This window comes from Mesorhizobium sp. WSM4983, from assembly GCF_029625765.1.
Classification (GTDB): domain Bacteria; phylum Pseudomonadota; class Alphaproteobacteria; order Rhizobiales; family Rhizobiaceae; genus Mesorhizobium.
In genome coordinates this window covers 25,431-44,715 of sequence record NZ_JARTVM010000005.1, presented here as the reverse complement: position 1 = coordinate 44,715, position 19,285 = coordinate 25,431, and the positions used below count along the sequence as shown (strand labels likewise).

Genomic DNA, 19,285 nt, shown 5'->3' with positions numbered 1-19,285 from the left:
CCTTCTCCCACAAGGGGAGAAGGAGGAGCCCCATCTGGCCCTACACCTCTCCCGCAAAACCCGCTACACACCCTCGCATGAACCAGCACGCCAAGCTCGGGATCGGCCATTCGGCCTGTCCGCATGACTGTCCTTCCACCTGCGCGCTCGAGGTGGAGCTGCTCGACAATAACCGCATCGGCCGCGTCCACGGCGCGAAAGCGAACAGCTACACGGCAGGAGTCGTCTGCGCCAAGGTCGCGCGCTATGCGGACCGCGTCCATCACCCCGACCGGCTGCTGAAGCCGCTGGTGCGCGCGGGCGGCAAGGGGGAGGGCGCCTGGAAGGAAGCCAGTTGGGAAGCGGCGCTCGACCTCGTCGCCGAGAAGTTCATCGCGGCCGAAGAGAAATACGGCTCGGAGACGGTCTGGCCCTATTTTTACGCCGGTACGATGGGATTGGTGCAGCGCGACGGTATCGAGCGGCTGCGGCACGCGAAGAGATATTCGGGCTTCTTCGGCTCGATCTGCACCAATCTCGCCTGGACCGGCTGGATGATGGGAGCGGGCGCTCTGCGCGGCCCCGATCCGCGTGAGATGGCGAAGTCCGACTGCGTGGTGATCTGGGGCACCAATCCCGTGGTTACACAGGTCAATGTCATGACCCATGCGACGAGGGCGCGAAAAGAGCGCGGCGCCAAGATCGTCGCCATCGACATCTACGACAACGCCACCATGAAGCAGGCCGATCTCGGCCTGGTGCTCAAACCCGGCACCGACGGCGCGCTGGCTTGCGCGGTCATGCATGTCTTGTTTCGCGACGGCATGGCCGACCGCGCCTATCTGGAAAAATACACCGACGATCCGCGCGGGCTGGAAGAACATCTGAGGACGCGCACGCCCGAATGGGCGGCGGCAATCACGGGTCTGACAGTCACCGAGATCGAGACCTTCGCGCATCTGGTCGGCACAACGAAGAAGACCTACTTCCGCCTCGGCTACGGTTTTGCGCGCCAGCGCAACGGCTCGGTCAATATGCATGCCGCCTCATGCATCGCGGCGGTTACCGGCGCCTGGCAATATGAGGGCGGCGGCGCCTTTCACTCCAATTCCGGCATCTTCAAGCTGAATCAGGATGTGCTCGAAGGCACCGCGATGCGCGACCCGAAGGTGCGCTATCTCGATCATTCGCGCATCGGCCCGGTGCTGACCGGTGCCGAGGATGCGCTTTATGGCGGCCCGCCGGTGACGGCGATGCTGATCCAGAACACCAATCCCGCCAATGTCGCCCCCGAGCAGCGGCTGGTCAGAAAAGGTTTCCTGCGGGAGGACCTGTTCACCTGCGTGCACGAGCAGTTCATGACCGATACGGCCAAGCTCGCCGACGTCGTGCTGCCGGCGACGATGTTTCTGGAACATGACGACATCTACAAGGGCGGCGGCAACCAGCACATCACGCTCGGCCCCAAGCTGATCGAGCCGCCGGAAGGGCCGCGCACCAACCACTACGTCAACGAGGAGCTCGGCAAGCGGTTGGGCGTCGGCCACCGGCCGGGCTTCGGCCTGACCGAGCGCGAGCATATCGACATCATCCTCGGCAAGCGCGGGCTAGGCAGCTTCGACAGCCTGAAGGAACAGAAGTGGGTCGACCTGCAACCCGATTTCGACGACGCGCATTTCATCAACGGCTTCGGCCATGCCGACAAGAAATTCCACTTCCGGCCCAATTGGACCGGGCAGTCGGCGCCGAACCGGCCGCCGAAGAGCATGGGCTTGTTCGGACCGGTCGAGCGGCTGCCGGAATTCCCCGACCATGTCGAACTGATCGAGGTCGCGGACGAAGAGCATCCGTTCCGGCTGGCAACTTCGCCGGCGCGCAACTTCCTCAATTCCAGTTTTGCCGAGACGCCGGTGTCGAAAGCCAAGGAAGGCAGGCCGGAGCTTTTGCTGCACCCGGAAGATGCCGCGGCGCTCGGCATAGAGGACGGCGGCCGCGTTGAGATCGGCAACCGGCGCGGCGACGTGGTGCTGCATGCCAGGTTCTTTGACGGCGTGAAGCGCGGCGTGGTGATTGCGGAAGGCATCTGGCCGAACAGTGCGCATGAGCGCGGCGAAGGCATCAACGTGCTGACCGGTGCCGACGCCCCGGCGCCCTATGGCGGTGCTGCCCTCCACGACAACAAGGTCTGGCTCAGGGCGCTGTGATGGTCTGTGGCGCGAGCTCGGCAGGTCACATGCCCGGGAGATTAGCCGAAAACGCCCGTTGCTTCGTCATCCAAGGACGGAGCAAGGAGCGAAGCGACGGGCGAGGTGTCCCTTGCCGCAACAACCATTGAAAATAGCCATCGCCGGCGCGCTCGGCCGCATGGGCCGGGAGATGACGGAGGCGGTGCAGGTCGATCCGCGGCTGGAGCTTGTCGCCCGCTTCCATCGACCGGGCAGCACGGGCGCGGGGCTGGTCGCGCGCGACGAGGCGCTGGCGCTTGCCGACGTCGTCATCGACTTCACCACGCCGGCGGCGTCAGTCGAACTGGCAAAGGCATGCGCGGCGCGCGGCGGTCCGGCGCTGGTGATCGGCTCCACCGGCTTAGATGGTTCCGAGCTGGAGACGATCGCCGACGCGGCGAAGACGATCGCGATCGTGCGCTCCGGCAGTTACTCGCTGGGTCTCAACATGCTGACCGGGCTGGTGGAGCAGGCGGCGCGGGCGCTTGGGGCTGACGATTGCGACATCGACATCCTGGAAGCGCACCACCGTTTCAAGGTCGATGCGCCGTCCGGAACGGCGCTGATGTTGGGCGAGGCGGCGGCGCGCGGACGCGGCGTCAGGCTGGACGAAGTGGCGCGGCGCGCTCGAAATGGGATTGTCGGCACACGCCCTGCCGGCGAGATCGGCTTCGCCGTGCTGCGCGGCGGCAGCATCATCGGCGAGCATTCCGTCAGCTTCCTCGCCGAGGGCGAGGCGCTGACGCTCTCGCACTCGGCTGGCGACCGCTCGATGTTTGCTCGCGGCGCCATCGCGGCGGCACTCTGGGTGGCCGGACAGTGTCCAGGCGAATACGGCATGCACGATGTGCTTGGCTTCGCCGCTTCGTGACCAGCGATAGCTGCGGAATTCGCTCTTTCGGCCGCTAAAATGACTGAAAGCCAGCTGAAAGCTTGGGCATGCCATGACAGTTTTGCGGCGTTCGCCGCGGGATCGGTCCGGGAGCGGGCCGGCAAGGAGGAAATGCGGCGTGGCCTGGTGGCACGCCGCCCAGGTGGAGGAAGTTACGTGACCGGTTTCATCTCGAAGTGCGTCTTGCGTTCGGCGGTGCTTTCGTTTGCCATCGTCGCCGCGGGCGCCACGGCGGCATCGGCTGCCGACAAGATCACCATCATCGTCGGCGGCATGGAAAAGCAGATCTACCTGCCGGCCGTGCTCACCCAGCAGCTCGGCTACTTCAAGGACGAGGGGCTCGATGTCGAGCTGGTCAACTCCCGCGCCGGGGTCGAGGCCGAGAATGAATTGCTGGCCGGTGCCGTGCAGGGCGTCGTCGGCTTCTATGATCACACCGTCGACTTGCAGTCGAAGGGCAAATACATCCAGTCGATCGTCCAGTTCAGCCAGGCGCCGGGCGAGGTCGAGCTGGTTTCGGCCAAGCATCCGGAAATCAAGTCGCCGGCCGACTTCAAGGGCGCCACGCTCGGCGTCACCGGTCTTGGCTCCTCGACCGATTTCCTGACGCAGTATCTCGCCGTGCGCAACGGCCTAAAGCCGGGCGACTACACGCTGCTGCCGGTGGGCGCCGGCAACACGTTCATCGCCGCCGTCAAGCAGGACCAGATCCAGGCCGGCATGACCACCGAGCCGACCATCGCCAAGCTGCTTCAGACCGGCGAGGCCAAGGTGCTGGTCGATATGCGCACGCCCGAAAAGACCAGGGAAGCGCTGGGCGGCGACTATCCGGCGGCATCCTTCTATGTCCAGTCAGCCTGGATCGAGAGCCATAAGGAGGAGGCGCAGAAGCTCGCCAACGCTTTCGTCAAGACGATGAAGTATATCGCCAGCCATTCGGCCGAAGAGATCGCGGACCAGATGCCGAAGGATTATTACGCCGGCAACAAGGACCTCTATGTGCAAGGGTTGGCCGGCGGCAAGGCGATGTTCACGCCTGACGGCCGCATGCCCGCCGATGGCCCGGAGACGGTGCTGAAGGTGCTGTCGACCTTCTCGAAGAGCCTGCAGGGCAAGCAGATCGACCTGTCGAAGACCTATACCACGGCATTCGTCGACGCCGCCAAGTAGCGCCGACAGGGAGCCGGGCCTGCCGGCTCGGTCGTTGAAGAACAACAAGTTGCGCCGCTTGCCTGAATCAATTCGGCAGCGGCGCCTTTCCGGATACCGAGGCGCGGCGGGCCCATGGGCTCGAGCCCCAGTCATCCTCGCACCATCGCTACAGGAGTGTGCCATGCAGTTGCAAACCATGGCGGCCGAGAAATTGTCTCCGGCCGCGCCGCCGGCTGATGCCGCGATCGCCATCGACGATGTGACGCTGCGCTTCGTCACCCCCGACGGCCACATGATGACGGCCATCCGCGATTTCACCATGACGGTGGCGCGCGGCGAGTTCGCCTGCGTCGTCGGGCCGACCGGCTGCGGCAAGTCGACGACGCTTAACCTCGTCACCGGGCTGCTCAGGCCGACGACCGGCAATGTCCGCGTCATGAGCAATCCCGTAACCGAGATCAGCCGCGACATCGGTTTCGTCTTCCAGGCAGACGCGCTGTTTCCGTGGCGCAGCGTCATCGACAACGTCGCCGCCGGCCCGCTCTATCGCGGCACGCCGAAGGCTCAAGCCTATGACCGGGCGCGCGACTGGATCGCCCGCGTCGGCCTTGCGCGTTTCGAGAAACACTATCCGCACCAGCTCTCTGGCGGCATGCGCAAACGGGTCGCGCTAGCGCAAACCTTCATCAACCAGCCAAAGATTCTGCTGATGGACGAGCCGTTCAGCGCGCTCGACATGCAGACCCGCACCGCCATGCAGGACGAGCTGCTCGGCCTCTGGTCGGAACTCAAATCCTCCGTCGTCTTCGTCACTCACGATCTCGAGGAGGCGGTGGCGCTGGCCGACAAGGTCTATGTGCTCACCGCCGGGCCGGGCACGGTGAAGAGCGTCTACCGCATCGACCTGCCGCGCCCGCGTGTCATGGCCGACATCCGCTACGATCAGAAATTCATCGAGATCGCCAAGGTGATCTGGAACGACCTGCGCGAGGAAGTGCAGCTCGGCCAGAGCCGCGGCCTGCAGACCGGCCATTGAAAGGAGACTTGCCATGACCGCCATCTCTCCAGCCTCTCACCAAGCCGCCCGCGCGACCTCGATCGTCGCCGCAGAAGCCCGGGCGAGGGCGCGGCTGCGCCGCCGCCATGCCTTGGTCATCGGCCTGCGGCTCGCCATCCTGATCGTCTTCCTCGCTCTTTGGGAACTTGGCGCCGATCTCGGCGTCATCGATCCGTTCTTCTTCTCAAGCCCCTCCGGCATCTGGGAGCAGATCTGGTCCTGGGTCACCGAGGGCACCTCGCAGGGGCCGCTCTGGCTGCAGATCTATGTGACGCTCGAGGAAACTTTCCTCGGCTTCGCCATCGGCGCCGTCGGCGGCATCGCCGCCGGCATCATCCTTGGCCGCAACAAGCTCCTGGCGGATGTCTTCTCGATCTACATCAAGATCGCCAACTCGGTGCCGCGCGTCGTGCTGGGCTCGGTCTTCATCATAGCGCTCGGCCTCGGCATGGCCTCCAAGGTGGCGCTGGCCGTCGTCATGGTGTTCTTCGTGGTCTTCGCCAACGCCTTCCAGGGCGTGCGCGAGGCCGACAGGGCGATGATCGCCAACGCCCAGATCCTCGGCGCCTCACCCTATCAGATCACCACCACAGTCATCATTCCCTCGGCCATGAGCTGGATCCTGGCGAGCCTGCATGTCAGCTTTGGCTTCGCGCTGGTCGGCGCCGTGGTCGGCGAGTTCCTCGGCGCCAAGCAGGGCATGGGCTTGCTGATCTCGACCGCCCAGGGCGCGTTCAACGCCAATGGCGTCTTCGCCGCCATGATTATCCTGGCGGTGATGGCGCTGGTGGTGGAGTTCATCATCACCCGTTTCGAGAACTACGTCGTCAAATGGCGTCCGGCGCCGTTCAACGAGCAGGGGGCCTGACCGCTCCAGTCGGCCTGTCCTGGGGCGCGGCGAGCGGCAGCCGGACCTCGACTCTGAGCCCGCTGCCGGCGGCCCCGCCAAGCGCAACGCTGCCGCCGGCATTCTCGACCACCTCGCGTACGATCGCGAGTCCGAGCCCGCTGCCTTCCTCGGCAGCACCGGCAATGCGGTAGAAGCGCTCGAAGACCTGCTCGCGCTCTTCGGCCGGAATGCCGGGACCGGTGTCGGTGACCGTCAGGACGCCCTCGCGACCGATCGCGGCCAGCTTGACGGTCACCGTGCCGCTAGCTGGCGTGTAGCGCAGCGCGTTGTCGACCAGGTTGACGATCATCTCGCGCAGCATGGTGCCGTCGCCGATGACGGGAACAGGTCCGGCTTCCTCGAGCCCAAGGTCTATGTTGCGCTCGACGGCCTTCGGCGCATGTGTTTCCAGCACCTCGCGGGCGGCTTCGGTGAGGTCGATGCGGTCGGCACGCGGCCGGCGGCTGCCCGGCTCGGCGCGCGACAGCGTGAGCAGCTGTTCGGCCAGCCGCGCCAGCCGGCCGGAGCCTGCCTGTAGAGCCACCAGCGCCTCCTCGCGCCGGTCGGCGGCGCTTTCGCGCAGCACATAGCTCGCCTGTGTCGACATGAGCGCCAGCGGCGTACGCAGCTGGTGCGCGGCATTGGCGATGAAGCGGCGCTGCGCCGCCATCTGCGCCCGCACGCGCTCCATATAGGCGTTGAGCGCGTCGATCAGCGGCCGGATCTCGCTTTGCGCGCCCGGCACCTCGACCGGGTCGAGATCGCTGCGATCCGGCGAGCGCACCGTATCGCGCAGGCGCATCAGCGGCGCCAGCCCGCGGCGCAGGCCAAGCAGCACGAAGAGGCCGGCGATCGCCACCAGCGCCAGCTGCTGGGCAAAGGCGCTGAACCACAGCCGCTGCACCATCGCGTCATGGCCGGCGAGCGTGACGCCCACCGTGACCCTGATCGGCGAATCCGTGCCGGCGCCGATCACGGCATGGCTGAGCGTTGTCAGACGCAGCCGACGATCGCGATAGGAAGCCTCGATGCTGCCGCTCTGCGACGCCTGGGGGAGGTCGGGATATCCGGTCAGCAGCCGGCCGTTGGCGGTCTCGACCCGGTAGTAGACGCTGTCGCGGTCGCCGGTGTCGAACATCTCGATCGCCGCCGGCGGAATGGTGGCGTCGAGCACGCCTTCGGCCATCGCCACCCGCTCGGCGATCGCGCGCGCCGAGCCGACCAGCATCCGGTCGGTGACCAGATCTGCCGTCGCCAGCGCGTTGCGCTGGCTGGTCCACAGATTGACCGTCACCAGCGCGGTCAGCGGCAGCACCACCCAGGCCAGCAATTGCAGGCGGAGGCTGCTAATTTTCATGGCCCTAATCTTCATGGCGGAGCAGATAGCCAAGGCCGCGCAAGGTGGCGATCTGCACGCGCGAGCCTTCCAGCTTCTTGCGCAGCCGATGCACGTAGATCTCGATGGCGCTGGGATCGGCGTCGGTGTCGAAGTCGTAGATCGCCGTCGAGAGTGCCGCCTTGCTCACCGTGCGCCCCGCCTTGACTACCAGCTGTTCCAGAACCGCATGTTCGCGCGGCGTCAGCGAAAGCGCCGCGCCGCCGAGCGAGAACAGCCTGGTGTTGGTGTCGAAGACGAGGTCGCCGCAGGAGATGACGGGCGCTGTCCGGTCGTTGGCACGGCGCAGCTGCACGCGGATGCGCGCTTCCAGTTCCTCGATCTGGAAGGGTTTTGCCAGATAGTCGTCGGCGCCCTCGTTGAGGCCCTTCACCCGGCCGTCGAGACTGGCGTTGGCGGTGAGCACGATGACCGGCACCGGGTTGCCGCGTGCCCTCAGCCGCTTCAGCACCTCCATCCCGCCCATGCGCGGCAGGGCGAGGTCGAGGATGATCAGCGCATGGTCGCCGGCCGCCAGCGCATGCTCGACGTCCTCGCCGTCATGTACCACGTCGACGACGTAGCTCGCCTGGCGCAGCGTCTTGCTCAGCCAATCGGCCAGTTCGCGATTGTCTTCGACAAGCAGGAGCCGCATCGTCCATCGCTGTTCGGCAATGCCTCCATCCGGGTGGCGCCGGGCTTTCGCAAGCGCGGCCCGGCGGTCCGAACGGACAGTTTGAAAGCAATCGATAGTCTCGATCCGCGGACAAGGCAAACGCCGGCTGAAATCGGTTCCGTCGGTCAGCCTGGAGGCCCAATTCGCTCGCGCGATGGATAAAACCGAACGGTTCGGTTCAATTTATGTTGACGATTCGTGTAACTCAGGTGAACGCTGACTCGTTGTCCAGACCGTGAAACCTCGTCGGCTAACACTGCAAGTAGTTGATATTCAAACAAAAGAATGTGGCAGCCGCGCTGTTCACGCGATTTCAAGGTCGAACCGAACGGTTCGATTTGCACATCTTCGTGATTGGAAATGGCAACAGGACCGACCCATCTCGGGGTGGTCCGAGCGACGCGAATTTCCATTACGGCACGCCACTTGACGGACAGGATTTTGAAAATCTGGAGTACCTAAAATGAACAAGATTGCTCTTACCGCCGCGGTCCTTCTCGTTGCCACGGGCAGCGCCTTCGCCGGCAGCGACCATTACGGTTCCGACAACGTCAACCAGCCGGCCGTCACCCAGTCGGTTGCGCCGCGGTCGGGCGACAACATCGACCGCAGCATCACCGGTTCGATCCGCAAGTTCGAGCAGCGCGATCTCAGGATCACGCCCGATCAGAACCAGCCGGAATCCGGCCAGGGCATTTGGGGCCGCTAGGCCTCCGTCCCGAACCGATCAGAACCACAACTCTCAAATCTGGAGTAACTGAAATGACCAAGATCGCTCTTACCGCCGCTGCCCTTCTCGTTGCCACTGGTGCTGCTTTCGCCGGCTCCGACAACTACGGTTCGGCTAACGCCAACCAGCCGGCTGCTTCGGTCGACACCTCGTACACCGCTTCGGTCAAGAAGTCTGATGCGAATGTCCAGAAGCCCGTCACCCAGGGCAGCGACCGCGACCTGTTCGGCAACCACTAACCGGCCGCCAGCCCGACCTCTTCAAACTCACCCCTCAAATCTGGAGTAACTGAAATGACCAAGATCGCTCTTACCGCCGCTGCCCTTCTCGTTGCCACCGGTGCCGCTTTCGCCGGTTCCGACAACTACGGTTCGGCCAACGCCCACCAGCCGGCTGCTTCGGTCGATACCTCGTACACCGCTTCGGTCAAGAAGTCTGATGCGAACGTCCAGAAGCCGGTTACCCAGGGCGCCGACCGCGATCTGTTCGGCAACCACTAGACGGTCGATCGTCGATAGACCTGAAAGCGGCGGGTTTGTCCCGCCGCTCTGCTTTTATGGAGCCGGCTATCCGCAGGCCGGCTTGTGTCGTGACTATAGGCCCGGCTGCGCACAGAGGCGCTCTATTCCAAATCCTTCGGCCTGACGAAATGCGTCAGTCGCGCTCCGCCGAAGTCGAGGTTCGCCCAATCCTCCTTCACCGTGAACCGGGCCAGTGCCGCCGTCGGAAACTTCGCTTCGACTTTTTTGAACACGCCCTCATCCGATCCGGTGCCGGCGAGCCGCAGCACGAAATTCTGCAGGCCGGGATTGTGACCAATCACGATCAGGCTGGTGGCTTTCGCCTGCCGCACGCACGCCAGGATGGCGGCCGGCGCCGCCGCGTAGAGCTCCTCGGCGAATTCCGCTGGCCCATGCTTCGGCAATTCGGCGGCGACCAGTCGCCAGGTGTCGCGGGTGCGCAGCGCCGGCGAGACCAGTGCCAGATCCGGCAGCCAGCCGCGCCGCGAAAGCTCGCGCCCGATCAGCGGTGCCGTCTTCAGCCCGCGCGGGGCGAGCGGACGGTCGAAATCGGCGAGCTTGGGATCGTCCCGGCTCGACTTGGCATGGCGCAGCACAAGGAGTTGTCTGGGCGTCGCCATGGCAGTCCTACGGCGTGATGCGCGCCAGCTGTTCGAGGTCGGTTTCCTCGCGCAGCGGGTCGGGCGCCATCACCACTGAAGTGGCGTTGTCGGCGTCGTCGGCGAAATGGGCAAGCACGGTGTGGCCCTTTTCCATGCGCGCCTTGCCTTCGGCGACCAGCCCTAGCGCCAGCGGATAGAGCCGGTGCTCCACCTTCAGCACCCGCGCGGCTAAAGTGTCCTCGTTGTCGCCGACCATCACCGGCACGGCGGCCTGGGCGATGATAGGCCCGTCATCCATCTCGGGCGTGACGAAATGCACGGAGCAGCCATGGATGCGCACGCCCGCGCGGATGGCGCGCGCATGCGTGTCCAGCCCCTTGAATGCAGGCAGAAGGGCAGGGTGGATGTTGACCATGCGCCCCTGCCATTTTTCGACCAGGCCGCGGCCGAGGATGCGCATATAGCCGGCCAGAGCCACGATCTCGGCGCCGAAGCCGGTAAGCGCGGCATCGATCGCAGCGTCATGTGCGTCCTTGCTCGGATGGTCGGCGCGCTGAATCACCTTGGTGGCGATGCCGCGCGACTGCGCGAGGCCGAGGCCCGCGGCGTTCGCACGATCCGAGATGACGCCGACGATCTCGGTCGGATAGGTCGGGTCGCTGGCTGCCGCGATCAGCGCCGTCATGTTGGAGCCGCGGCCCGAGATCAGGACGACCGTGCGTTTCCTGCTCATAGTTCGATCGAGCCCCGGTAGATGACGCCGGCGTCGCGGCGCGGCACGATGCGACCGATCGGGGTCACCGTCTCGCCGGCTTCCTGCAGCACCGCTGCCACCTGCGCCGCCTGGCCGGAAGCAACGGCGAGGATCATGCCGATGCCGCAGTTGAAGGTGCGCATCATTTCTTGCGGCGCCACGCCGCCGGTCCTGGCGAGCCACGAGAATACAGGCGGTACGTCGATCGCTTCGAGGTCGAGCTCGGCGGAGAAATCCTTGGGCAGCACGCGCGGAATGTTTTCCGGAAAACCGCCGCCGGTGATGTGAGCCAGCGCCTTGATGCCATGCGTGTTGCGGATCGCCTTCAGGATCGACTTCACATAGATGCGCGTCGGCTCGAGCAGCGCTTCGGCGAGGCTGAGCTCATCGTTGAACGGCGCCGGATCGCTCCAGCCAAGCCCGCTGGCGTCGACGATGCGGCGCACCAGCGAAAAGCCGTTGGAGTGGAGGCCGGAGGAGGCGAGGCCAAGCAGCACGTCGCCCTCGACGATGTCGTCGGTGGGCAGCAACTGGCCGCGCTCGGCCGCGCCCACGGCAAAACCGGCAAGGTCGTAATCCTTGTCGTGATACATGCCGGGCATCTCGGCGGTCTCGCCGCCGATCAGCGCGCAGCCAGCCTGACGGCAGCCTTGCGCGATGCCGCCGACGATGGACGCGCCCTGGTCCGGATCGAGCTTGCCGGTGGCGAAATAGTCGAGAAAGAACAGCGGCTCGGCGCCCTGCACGACGATATCGTTGACGCACATGGCGACGAGGTCGATGCCGATCGTATCGTGCCTGCCGGAATCGATGGCGATCTTGAGCTTGGTGCCGACCCCGTCATTGGCCGCGACCAGCACCGGATCGGTGAAGCCGGCGGCTTTCAAATCGAACAGGCCGCCGAAGCCGCCGATCTCGCCGTCGGCGCCCGGCCGGCGCGTCGCGCGCACGAGCGGCTTGATCTTCTCGACCATGAGATTGCCGGCATCGATATCGACGCCCGACTCGGCATAGGTGAGCCCGTTCTTGCGCTTGGCCTTGTCGCCGTTGCTCATCTTCGGCTCATCCCTGTTTCCATTGCGGGCTCATCGCATGAATGGTTTCGAGGGGCAAGGCGCGTGAGAGCCAATCTCCCCCCTTGAGGGGGAGATGTCGCCGGAGGCGACAGAGGGGGGTCGCCTCGCGTGGAGCTCCAGCGCCTTGTGCGCCAGAGACCATCTTCCCCCTCGAGCTGGGAGATCCGCAACTCCTCCCTTGCGTGCGCCTCTCATCTCCATCAACTATCTTCCAACAAAACCCATGATGGGACATCACGTGACCATACCTAACATGATCACGATCATGCGGCTGTTGCTGGTGCCGGCCGTAGTGCTGGCCATGCTGCAGGCGCGCTGGGACTGGGCCTTTGCCGGCTTCCTCGTCGCCGGCATCTCCGACGGCGTCGACGGTTTCATCGCTCGCCGCTACCGGTTGTTCTCGCGGCTCGGCGCTTATCTCGATCCGGTCGCCGACAAGCTCCTCCTGGTCTCGGTCTTCGTCGTCATGGGTTATGCCGGGGAACTGCCGCTCTGGCTTGTCGTGACCATGGTCTCGCGCGACGCGCTGATCGTCTGCGCCGTGCTTTTGTCCAGCGTGATGGCGCAGCCGGTCGAGATGAAGCCGCTCTTGGTGTCGAAGGTGAACACCGCCGTGCAGATCGCGCTGGCGGCGCTTGTGCTGGGCGAGCTTGCCTTTTCCATGCATCTCTATCCGCTCCGGCCGGCCCTCATATTGCTCTCGGGGGTCTTGACCGTGGCTTCGGCCGCGGCCTATCTCGTGGCCTGGCTAAGGCATATGAGTGGCTATGGCGAAGGCTCCCGGACGAGCAACACCAAGTCGGGCAATTCCAGCACGGACACCTGACGGCGAAGCCTGGACGGCCGCGGCCTCGACCGCGTTGCGCCGGCAGATCGCGTTCTGGCTGATCGTCGCCGTGCTTCTGGCGCTGTTCCTCTATGTCTTCTCCGGCATCCTCTTGCCCTTCGTCGCCGGCATGGTGCTCGCTTATTTCCTCGATCCGGTGGCTGATCGGCTGCAGCGGCTCGGCCTCTCCCGGCTGATGGCGACGGTGGTGATCCTCATTGCCTTCGTCGTCGTCGTGGTGCTCGCCTTCGTTATTCTGGTCCCTGTGCTGGCCACGCAGATGGCCGATTTCGCGCGCAAGCTGCCGGAATATCTCACCCGCCTGCAGTCGCTCATCACCAGCTTCGACCCGAAGTGGCTGGAGCAGCGTTTTGGCGTCAACGCGGCCAGCCTGCGCGAAGGACTGAACTCGCTGCTCACCACCGGCTTCGGGCTGCTCACCACCGTCTTCACCTCGATCTGGAGCTCGGGCGTGGCGCTGGTTTCGGTGCTCAGCCTCTTCGTCGTCACCCCGGTCGTTGCCTTCTACATGCTGCTCGACTGGGACCGGATGGTGGCCGTGGTCGACAGCTGGGTGCCGCGAGATTATGTCGAGACGGTCAGGGCGCTTGCCCGCGACATCAACACCGCCACCGCCGGCTTCGTGCGCGGGCAGGGCACGCTCTGCCTTGTGCTGGGCGCCATGTACGCTACCGGCCTGACGCTGACGGGGCTGAACTTCGCCATCCTCATCGGCTTCTTCGCCGGGCTGATCTCCTTCATCCCCTATGTGGGCTCGCTGACCGGGCTGGTGCTTGCTGTCGGCGTCGCCTTCGTCCAGTTCTGGCCGGATTGGACGATGATCGTGGCGGTGGTCTGCGTGTTCTTCGTCGGCCAGTTCATCGAGGGCAATATCCTGCAGCCGAGGCTGGTCGGCAAAAGCGTCGGCCTGCACCCGGTTTGGCTGATGTTCGCGCTCTTTGCCTTCGGTGCGCTGTTCGGCTTCGTCGGCCTGCTGATTGCGGTGCCGGCTTCGGCGGCCATTGCCGTGCTGGTGCGCTTTGCGATTGCCCGCTACCTCGAATCGCCGCTTTACAACGGCCATGCCACAGAGCCAGCACCTCCTTTGCCGGCGGATCGCGGCGGCGGCCGCCGCTCACAGCCGCGTGGCTGAAATGGCTGGCGAACGAACCGGTCCACCGCGCCAGCTGCCGCTCGATCTCGGCCACGGTACCGGCTACTCGCGCGACGAGCTCGTCGTCTCAGGCGCCAACGCGCAGGCCGCAGCACTTGTCGACCGCTGGCCGGACTGGCCCGCGCCGGTGGTGGTGCTCGCCGGCCCTCCCGGGTCCGGCAAGACGCATCTTGCCCAGATCTGGCAAGCGCATGCGCACGCTGTCGCCATCGCTCCCGATCGCATCGGCGAGCACATTGGCGGGCTTGGCGCGAGCCCCGCGCTGATCGACGACATCGACAAGCTCCCGATCGACGAGCAAGGCCTGTTCCACCTGATCAACACCGTGCGCGGCGCCGGCTCCACGCTGCTTCTGACGGCGCGGCGCTTTCCCTCGGCCTGGCGCGTCGCGCTGCCGGATCTTATCTCGCGGCTGAAAGCGGCGGCGACCATCGAGATCCACGAGCCGGACGACCTGCTGCTCGCCGGCGTTATCACCAAGCTCTTCGCCGACCGCCAGGTCGAGGTGGAGCCGCATGTCGTGCAATATCTGGTGCGGCGCATCGAACGCTCGCTGGCGACTGCCATGCGGGTCGTGGAGCGCCTCGACCGCGCCGCTCTCGAGCGCAAGACGCCGATCACCCGAGCGCTCGCTGCCGAGACCGTCAGCGCCATGGACGAGGGCCAGGGCGAGTTCGATATTTAGGATGTCGAGGAAGGCTGTTCCGGGATTGTGCGCTCTCTACGCCCATAATCCGGCCAGATGCCGAGCCAGCAGATAGACCCCCGTATGCGTCGCCACGTAGCATGCGGCGACAAAGACGAAGAGCACCAGGCTGGCGATCCGCGACGGGGCGACGCTGCCATTCTGCCTCTTGCTCGGCCGGTTGTTCCAGACCCACAGAGTAGCGCACAGGATTGCCCAGGCGACCGCCACCGGAACCGCGAAGCCATAATAGGCCAAATAGGCCGGGCCGATCAGCGACAGCAGCGCCTCGAGAATAGGCATCCAGAGTCCCCCTTGCCCCGTTTGCCCGGAGTCTAGAGCAACTCCGGGAAAAGTGCGTAGCGGTTTTCCGTCCGGAGTTGCGGGACGATCGTGGCTGTCCCATTTCGAGCCATTTCCCTGGCATCCATCTTGCAGTGTGGAAGAGGCCGGTTGATCCCGGTCCCGGTCACATTGCAGATCGGGTTGTAGGCTCGCCGGGCTCGAGGTTATTGGGGACTCGCCCGGCGGGTTTACTCGGTTCCACGCCGACGGCTCCCTACAGAGATCAAGGCCTGTTGCTCGATGCTGGACACCTTCAGCCCGTCTTGCCATGGCTGGTGAGCAAGCGCAGCACTTGCACGCTCTTCGGCAGCTCGATCAGGAATTCCGCGTCGCGGTCGAGGTGGTGGACCTGGGTCGGCCCGCCGCCGGTGAAGCGCGCCATTGCCTCGATGCTCTCCCAATAGGAGATCGTCACGAACTCGGAATGGGTCGCCGTGTCCTCGCGAAATGTCTGGACGCCGACTGCCTTTTCGATGAGCGGCTTGATGCCGGTCTCGTAATTGTAAGCTTCATAATCGTCGGCTTTTTCCGGCAAGGTCCGGCCGCGCCAGATGCGGGCGATGGTGGGGGTCCTTGGAGTGTCGGCCATGGCAACAGAACTTCTGAAGGCCGACAGGGTTCCCGAAGCGCGGGCTCTAAGATGTTCAGGAAACTGGTCGGAGTGGCGTGATTCGAACACGCGACCCCCTGATCCCAAATCAGGTGCGCTACCAGGCTGCGCTACACTCCGAACGGCATCCCCATAGGGTTCCGAACCATTTTGAGCAAGCCCCAAAATGGAAGAGCGGAACGAACGGCGTACATTGGCAGAGTTCGGCACGCAAAGTCCCACGGAAAGTCCCACAGTGTTGCCCAGTCGTTCCCCCTCCTGCTTTCGAGCCGAAGGTCAAAAATGTAATAAGTCTCGATGTCGGCTGCGGGCGATGGGCAGGCGGAGACGCGGCGGCGTACGGATGCGCGCCCAGCAACATCTCTATCGACCGCGCCCGCCGTTGAGCTTCGATGCGCAAGGGACGGTAGAGGCCGGAGGATGCTGACTGAAAGCCACAGACAAACAGCAAGTTAGGACGCAAGGGACGCTAGAGTCGATTTTCCGTTTTCGCGTGCGCGCGAAGATACGCAAGAATAGCAAACGCAGCTTGATGTGTGGCGCGAAATTTGTCGTCTCTTCCTGCTGCTCGTTCCGAGGGCCAGCGACGTCGTTCATCGGAACGGCGGACCTGGATAGACTCGCGCCGTTCGCCCCCAACACCGATCAGATCCAACCCTTTGTTTCAAATCCGATAGCAGCATGTGCACGCACCAGAAGCGAATCTCCGGGTTGCGTCGCTATGGCTAGGCGTCCATCCGCTCCAGCTTCGAGACGCCTGCGTTTGCCGGCTCCAGTTTTATGTAGCACGGACTTACGTCCTCCTTCAGCTTTCGCAGCTGTAGACGGATTTTGGCGCGAAGCATTGGGTCGGCTTTGTCCTCGACGGCGCTCAGCACCCTGGTGGCCTCATCCAACTGGCTAAGCTGCGCGAGGCTGCGGCCAAGACCATATCGCGCCCCCGACAGGTCTGGATTGAGCTCAAGCAATTTGCGGAAGGCGTCGGCGGCGTCCGCGTGCCGGCTGAGCAGCTGAAGTTCGACGGCAAGCCTTGACCAAGCCTTGACCGATTTCGGTGCGATCTCCACGAGCGATCCGAAAGTATCGGCCGCCGACCAGTGGTCGCCTTTGGCGGCCAGCAGCTGGCCCAATCCGTAAAGCGTGCGCGGATGGCGAGGGTTGACCTCCAAGATCTGGCGGTAGCCATTTTCGGCGTTGGCAAGGTTGCCTGCCTCGTGGAATTTGGTCGCCTGCTCCAGCACGCTCCCGACGGACCTCTCGTCGATCCGGTCGCCGAGATTGCGACCGGTCCTGGTCTTGACCAGGACGCAATGGATGGTGGTCTCCTCCACGCCGTAGGAGTACTTGTACGGCTCGTTGCCGCGCAGGAAGTCGTAGCTGCGGAAGCCCTGTTCGATCGCATGACGAATGCAATAGCCATGCAGCACGAGCCCGGACGGGATGTCGTTCGCGGTCTCGTCGCGTCCCGCGAGATGGAACAGCATCGTTTTTTTGACCCGGTCGACCAGGAATGCCAGGCCCCCGAGCGGCTTGTCGCCCTGCCAAAGGATCGGCAGGAACAGCGTCCCGCTTTCGAAGGCGTCCTTGAACAGGATCCGGTTGGACCTGACTAGGCCGGGCAGGAGGTTGCCCTTCCGCGGCGCCCATTTGATCCGCCACATTTCGAGGATGATGCCGATGTCGCGGTCTATCGTGGTGGCGTCGGCATGGGTGATGCGGAACTCGCCGGATCCATCGAGCTTGCGCAGGAAGCGTCTGATCTTCTGGCGCGTGTTCGAGCTGGTCTTTTGTTCGAGATAGCTGTCCCAATCGCCTGGCAATGCGGCGGCCGGGCAGATGCAATTGTCGACATTGTCGGTTTTGTTGATGCGCGGCATCTTGTGGGCCGTTAGTCGCTTGTCGGCAAGGTTGTCGATGAGCAGGCGCCGTCGCTTCTCCGACATGCGCAGATTTTCGAGATGCAGCTTGGCCCAGTTCATCTTCAGAAGATGCCTGGCAAGAGCCGGGATCGCGCGCTCGGCAAAGCCCGGTGCGCACAGGATACCGGCATAGTCGGCCGCGTAGTTCCCGGCCATGTTGATCTCGTTGTGGCAGATACCGGTCTTCTTGTTCAGCCTGGTGCGCAGCCGCAGAGGCAAAAGGGCGATATAGGAAGATCCTGGCGGCCCCGAGCGTGCCGCCAGGACGGACCAGGCGTCTTCATAGCGTCGCATGTATGACGACAGGAACGTCCAGGAGAGGAAGAACTGCGCTTCGGGATCCTTTTGGTAGAGATCATCCCAGTTCTCCCTGAGCCGGTTCAGCTCCTCCCGTTTCGTGATGACGTCGATCTGCATGGTTCCCCCGAAATCGTTGCCTGTTCGTAGGTCTCACTGTTCCATGAAGGCTCTCGCCATGCTGTCGGCGATCGGCTTCGTCAGATAGCTGAAGAATGTGCGCGACTCCGTCGCGACGAGGATCTCGGCGGGCATACCCGGGGTCGGCGTAAAACCGTGCACCTTTGCCAGTTCGCTCGCCGGCACGCGCACGCGCGCCAGATATACCTCCTTGGGCGTGGGGCCGCTCATCTCCGGCAACGCATCTGCCGAGACATAGTAGACTTCGCCCTCCAGAACCGGCGTCGTGCGGCGATTGAGAGCGATCAGCCGGATCGAGGCTTTCTGCCCGACCTTGATGTTGTCGATGTCGGTGCGGGGCACCTGGGCCTCGATGACGAGAGGCACATCCGAGGGCAGGATCTCGAGGATCGCCTTGCCGCTCTCGATAACGCCGCCGGCGGTGTGATAGTACATGCGTATGATGGTGCCGGGCTCGGGAGCCTTGATGGTCACGCGGCGAAGCACGTTCTCCGCCTCGCGCGACTTTTCTCGCACGGCGTCCAGTTCGGCCTCCAGGCTTTGCAGTTCCTGGAGCGCCGCCTGGCGATACGTATCCTTGGTCTGCGTGATCTGCTGCTCGAACCTGACGATCTGTTCGCGGTTCTCGGCGACTTCCGCCACCATCTTGCCGATCTGGCCATCGGCGTCGGCCATCGCGCGCTGGATCGCCTTTACCTCGGTGCCGCGGATCAGGCCCTGCTCGAGGAGCCTTTGCTTGCCCTGATATTCCTCCTTGAGGAATTGCAGTTGCCGGCGCACCGACGAGATCTGCTCCTCGATGCCTTCGTTGCGGAATTCCATGGCCTTCTTGTTCTGGTCGAACAGCGCTATGTCGCTGTCGCGCTTTCGTTCCGCGGCCTCGAAGTTGGCCTGCTGGCTTTCCATGATCGGGGAGACCTCCGGATCGAACCGGTTGTCGAGGATGATCGCGGGAAATCGGATCTTGCCGCTGCCCTGCACCTCGGCATTCAGCCGGGCCGCGATCGCTTCGAGCCGCGCCTTGCGCAGGAACAATTGCCGTTCGTTGGTCTGCGCGGCGGTCTCGTCGAGCTTTATCAACGGCTGGTCGAGGCTGACATGGTCGCCTTCATTGACCAGGATTTCCTTGATGATGCCGCCTTCGAGATGCTGGACGATCTTGTTTTGCCCGGTTGCGACAAAGCTGCCCTGGGCGATGATGGCGGACGCGAGCGGCGCCGTGAAAGCCCAGGTGCCGAAGCCGCCGAAGGCCACCGTGATCAACAGCGCGCCAAATGCGGTCTGCTTCCAGATCGAGCGCGGCACCTCGGAATACCACTCTATGTCGTGAACTTTTGCGATGTCGGTCGTCATCTTTGCG

At 64.3% G+C, this 19,285-nt stretch carries 20 protein-coding genes and 1 tRNA gene; 11 read left to right on the top strand and 10 right to left on the bottom strand.

Annotated features, from left to right (window positions below; genetic code table 11):
* Positions 1–77: 77 nt before the first annotated feature.
* From P9254_RS16460 to P9254_RS16440, 5 genes are all read left to right on the top strand, one after another.
* Entirely contained in the window at positions 78–2,183 is a 2,106-nt protein-coding gene (locus P9254_RS16460; protein WP_278056497.1) for a molybdopterin oxidoreductase family protein, read from the top strand.
* Between the two features lie 112 nt (positions 2,184–2,295).
* Positions 2,296–3,075 carry a 4-hydroxy-tetrahydrodipicolinate reductase gene (gene dapB / locus P9254_RS16455; RefSeq protein WP_278056498.1) on the top strand — a complete coding sequence of 260 codons (780 nt, stop codon included), beginning with the start codon at positions 2,296–2,298 and terminating at the stop codon, positions 3,073–3,075.
* Positions 3,076–3,252: 177 nt separating this feature from the next.
* Entirely contained in the window at positions 3,253–4,266 is a 1,014-nt protein-coding gene (locus P9254_RS16450) for an ABC transporter substrate-binding protein (RefSeq protein ID WP_278056500.1), read from the top strand.
* A 163-nt stretch (positions 4,267–4,429) separates the two neighbouring features.
* Positions 4,430–5,284 carry an ABC transporter ATP-binding protein gene (locus tag P9254_RS16445; RefSeq protein ID WP_067330438.1) on the top strand — a complete coding sequence of 285 codons (855 nt, stop codon included), beginning with the start codon at positions 4,430–4,432 and terminating at the stop codon, positions 5,282–5,284.
* 13 nt (positions 5,285–5,297) lie between these two features.
* The gene (locus tag P9254_RS16440) at positions 5,298–6,173 is read left to right on the top strand and encodes an ABC transporter permease (protein ID WP_067330441.1); all 876 of its coding nucleotides are present in this window, start codon (positions 5,298–5,300) and stop codon (positions 6,171–6,173) included.
* On the opposite strand, the gene P9254_RS16435 is transcribed toward P9254_RS16440, so the two are convergent.
* A complete protein-coding gene (locus P9254_RS16435; RefSeq protein WP_278056502.1) occupies positions 6,154–7,551 on the bottom strand; it encodes a sensor histidine kinase in 1,398 nt (465 codons plus the stop codon). The two genes, P9254_RS16440 and P9254_RS16435, sit on opposite strands and share 20 nt — an antisense overlap.
* 4 nt (positions 7,552–7,555) lie before the next feature.
* Positions 7,556–8,224, bottom strand: a complete 669-nt coding sequence (locus tag P9254_RS16430) for a response regulator (RefSeq protein ID WP_067330446.1) — start codon at positions 8,222–8,224, stop codon at positions 7,556–7,558.
* A gap of 484 nt (positions 8,225–8,708) precedes the next feature.
* Between P9254_RS16430 and P9254_RS16425 the strand changes: the two genes are divergently transcribed.
* Genes P9254_RS16425 through P9254_RS16415 form a run of 3 tightly spaced genes read left to right on the top strand, consistent with a single transcriptional unit; the run spans position 8,709 to position 9,475 of the window.
* Positions 8,709–8,954, top strand: coding sequence for a DUF680 domain-containing protein (locus P9254_RS16425; protein ID WP_066995852.1), 246 nt, complete (start codon positions 8,709–8,711; stop codon positions 8,952–8,954).
* Between the two features lie 53 nt (positions 8,955–9,007).
* Positions 9,008–9,214: a DUF680 domain-containing protein gene (locus P9254_RS16420; RefSeq protein WP_066995857.1), complete on the top strand. Its 207-nt coding sequence runs from the start codon at positions 9,008–9,010 to the stop codon at positions 9,212–9,214.
* Between the two features lie 54 nt (positions 9,215–9,268).
* Complete coding sequence (locus tag P9254_RS16415) at positions 9,269–9,475, top strand: DUF680 domain-containing protein (RefSeq protein ID WP_067330449.1); 207 nt, start codon at positions 9,269–9,271, stop codon at positions 9,473–9,475.
* 122 nt (positions 9,476–9,597) lie between these two features.
* On the opposite strand, the gene P9254_RS16410 is transcribed toward P9254_RS16415, so the two are convergent.
* From P9254_RS16410 to purM, 3 genes are read right to left on the bottom strand one after another with little or no spacing between them, the layout of a single operon-like run.
* Positions 9,598–10,116, bottom strand: a complete 519-nt coding sequence (locus P9254_RS16410) for a SixA phosphatase family protein (protein WP_067330453.1) — start codon at positions 10,114–10,116, stop codon at positions 9,598–9,600.
* A gap of 7 nt (positions 10,117–10,123) precedes the next feature.
* Positions 10,124–10,831, bottom strand: coding sequence for a phosphoribosylglycinamide formyltransferase (gene purN / locus P9254_RS16405; protein ID WP_066995863.1), 708 nt, complete (start codon positions 10,829–10,831; stop codon positions 10,124–10,126).
* Positions 10,828–11,907, bottom strand: a complete 1,080-nt coding sequence (gene purM / locus P9254_RS16400) for a phosphoribosylformylglycinamidine cyclo-ligase (RefSeq protein WP_278056503.1) — start codon at positions 11,905–11,907, stop codon at positions 10,828–10,830. Before purM ends, purN begins: the two co-directional genes overlap by 4 nt.
* A gap of 259 nt (positions 11,908–12,166) precedes the next feature.
* Here purM and P9254_RS16395 point away from each other — a divergent pair, with 259 nt between their 5' ends.
* From P9254_RS16395 to hdaA, 3 genes are read left to right on the top strand one after another with little or no spacing between them, the layout of a single operon-like run.
* Positions 12,167–12,754: a CDP-alcohol phosphatidyltransferase family protein gene (locus P9254_RS16395; protein WP_067330741.1), complete on the top strand. Its 588-nt coding sequence runs from the start codon at positions 12,167–12,169 to the stop codon at positions 12,752–12,754.
* Entirely contained in the window at positions 12,696–13,907 is a 1,212-nt protein-coding gene (locus P9254_RS16390; protein ID WP_278056506.1) for an AI-2E family transporter, read from the top strand. The genes P9254_RS16395 and P9254_RS16390 overlap by 59 nt, the downstream gene beginning before the upstream one ends.
* 1 nt (position 13,908) lies before the next feature.
* Positions 13,909–14,613, top strand: coding sequence for a DnaA regulatory inactivator HdaA (gene hdaA / locus P9254_RS16385; RefSeq protein ID WP_278056507.1), 705 nt, complete (start codon positions 13,909–13,911; stop codon positions 14,611–14,613).
* A 36-nt stretch (positions 14,614–14,649) separates the two neighbouring features.
* On the opposite strand, the gene P9254_RS16380 is transcribed toward hdaA, so the two are convergent.
* From P9254_RS16380 to P9254_RS16360, 5 genes are all read right to left on the bottom strand, one after another.
* A complete protein-coding gene (locus tag P9254_RS16380; protein WP_127215639.1) occupies positions 14,650–14,916 on the bottom strand; it encodes a hypothetical protein in 267 nt (88 codons plus the stop codon).
* 295 nt (positions 14,917–15,211) lie between these two features.
* Positions 15,212–15,547 carry an antibiotic biosynthesis monooxygenase family protein gene (locus P9254_RS16375; RefSeq protein WP_067330472.1) on the bottom strand — a complete coding sequence of 112 codons (336 nt, stop codon included), beginning with the start codon at positions 15,545–15,547 and terminating at the stop codon, positions 15,212–15,214.
* 64 nt (positions 15,548–15,611) lie between these two features.
* A tRNA-Pro gene (locus P9254_RS16370) sits at positions 15,612–15,688 on the bottom strand.
* Positions 15,689–16,293: 605 nt separating this feature from the next.
* Positions 16,294–17,904, bottom strand: coding sequence for a GNAT family N-acetyltransferase (locus P9254_RS16365; RefSeq protein ID WP_278056509.1), 1,611 nt, complete (start codon positions 17,902–17,904; stop codon positions 16,294–16,296).
* A gap of 33 nt (positions 17,905–17,937) precedes the next feature.
* Positions 17,938–19,278 carry an HlyD family type I secretion periplasmic adaptor subunit gene (locus tag P9254_RS16360; RefSeq protein WP_095802881.1) on the bottom strand — a complete coding sequence of 447 codons (1,341 nt, stop codon included), beginning with the start codon at positions 19,276–19,278 and terminating at the stop codon, positions 17,938–17,940.
* Positions 19,279–19,285: the final 7 nt, after the last annotated feature.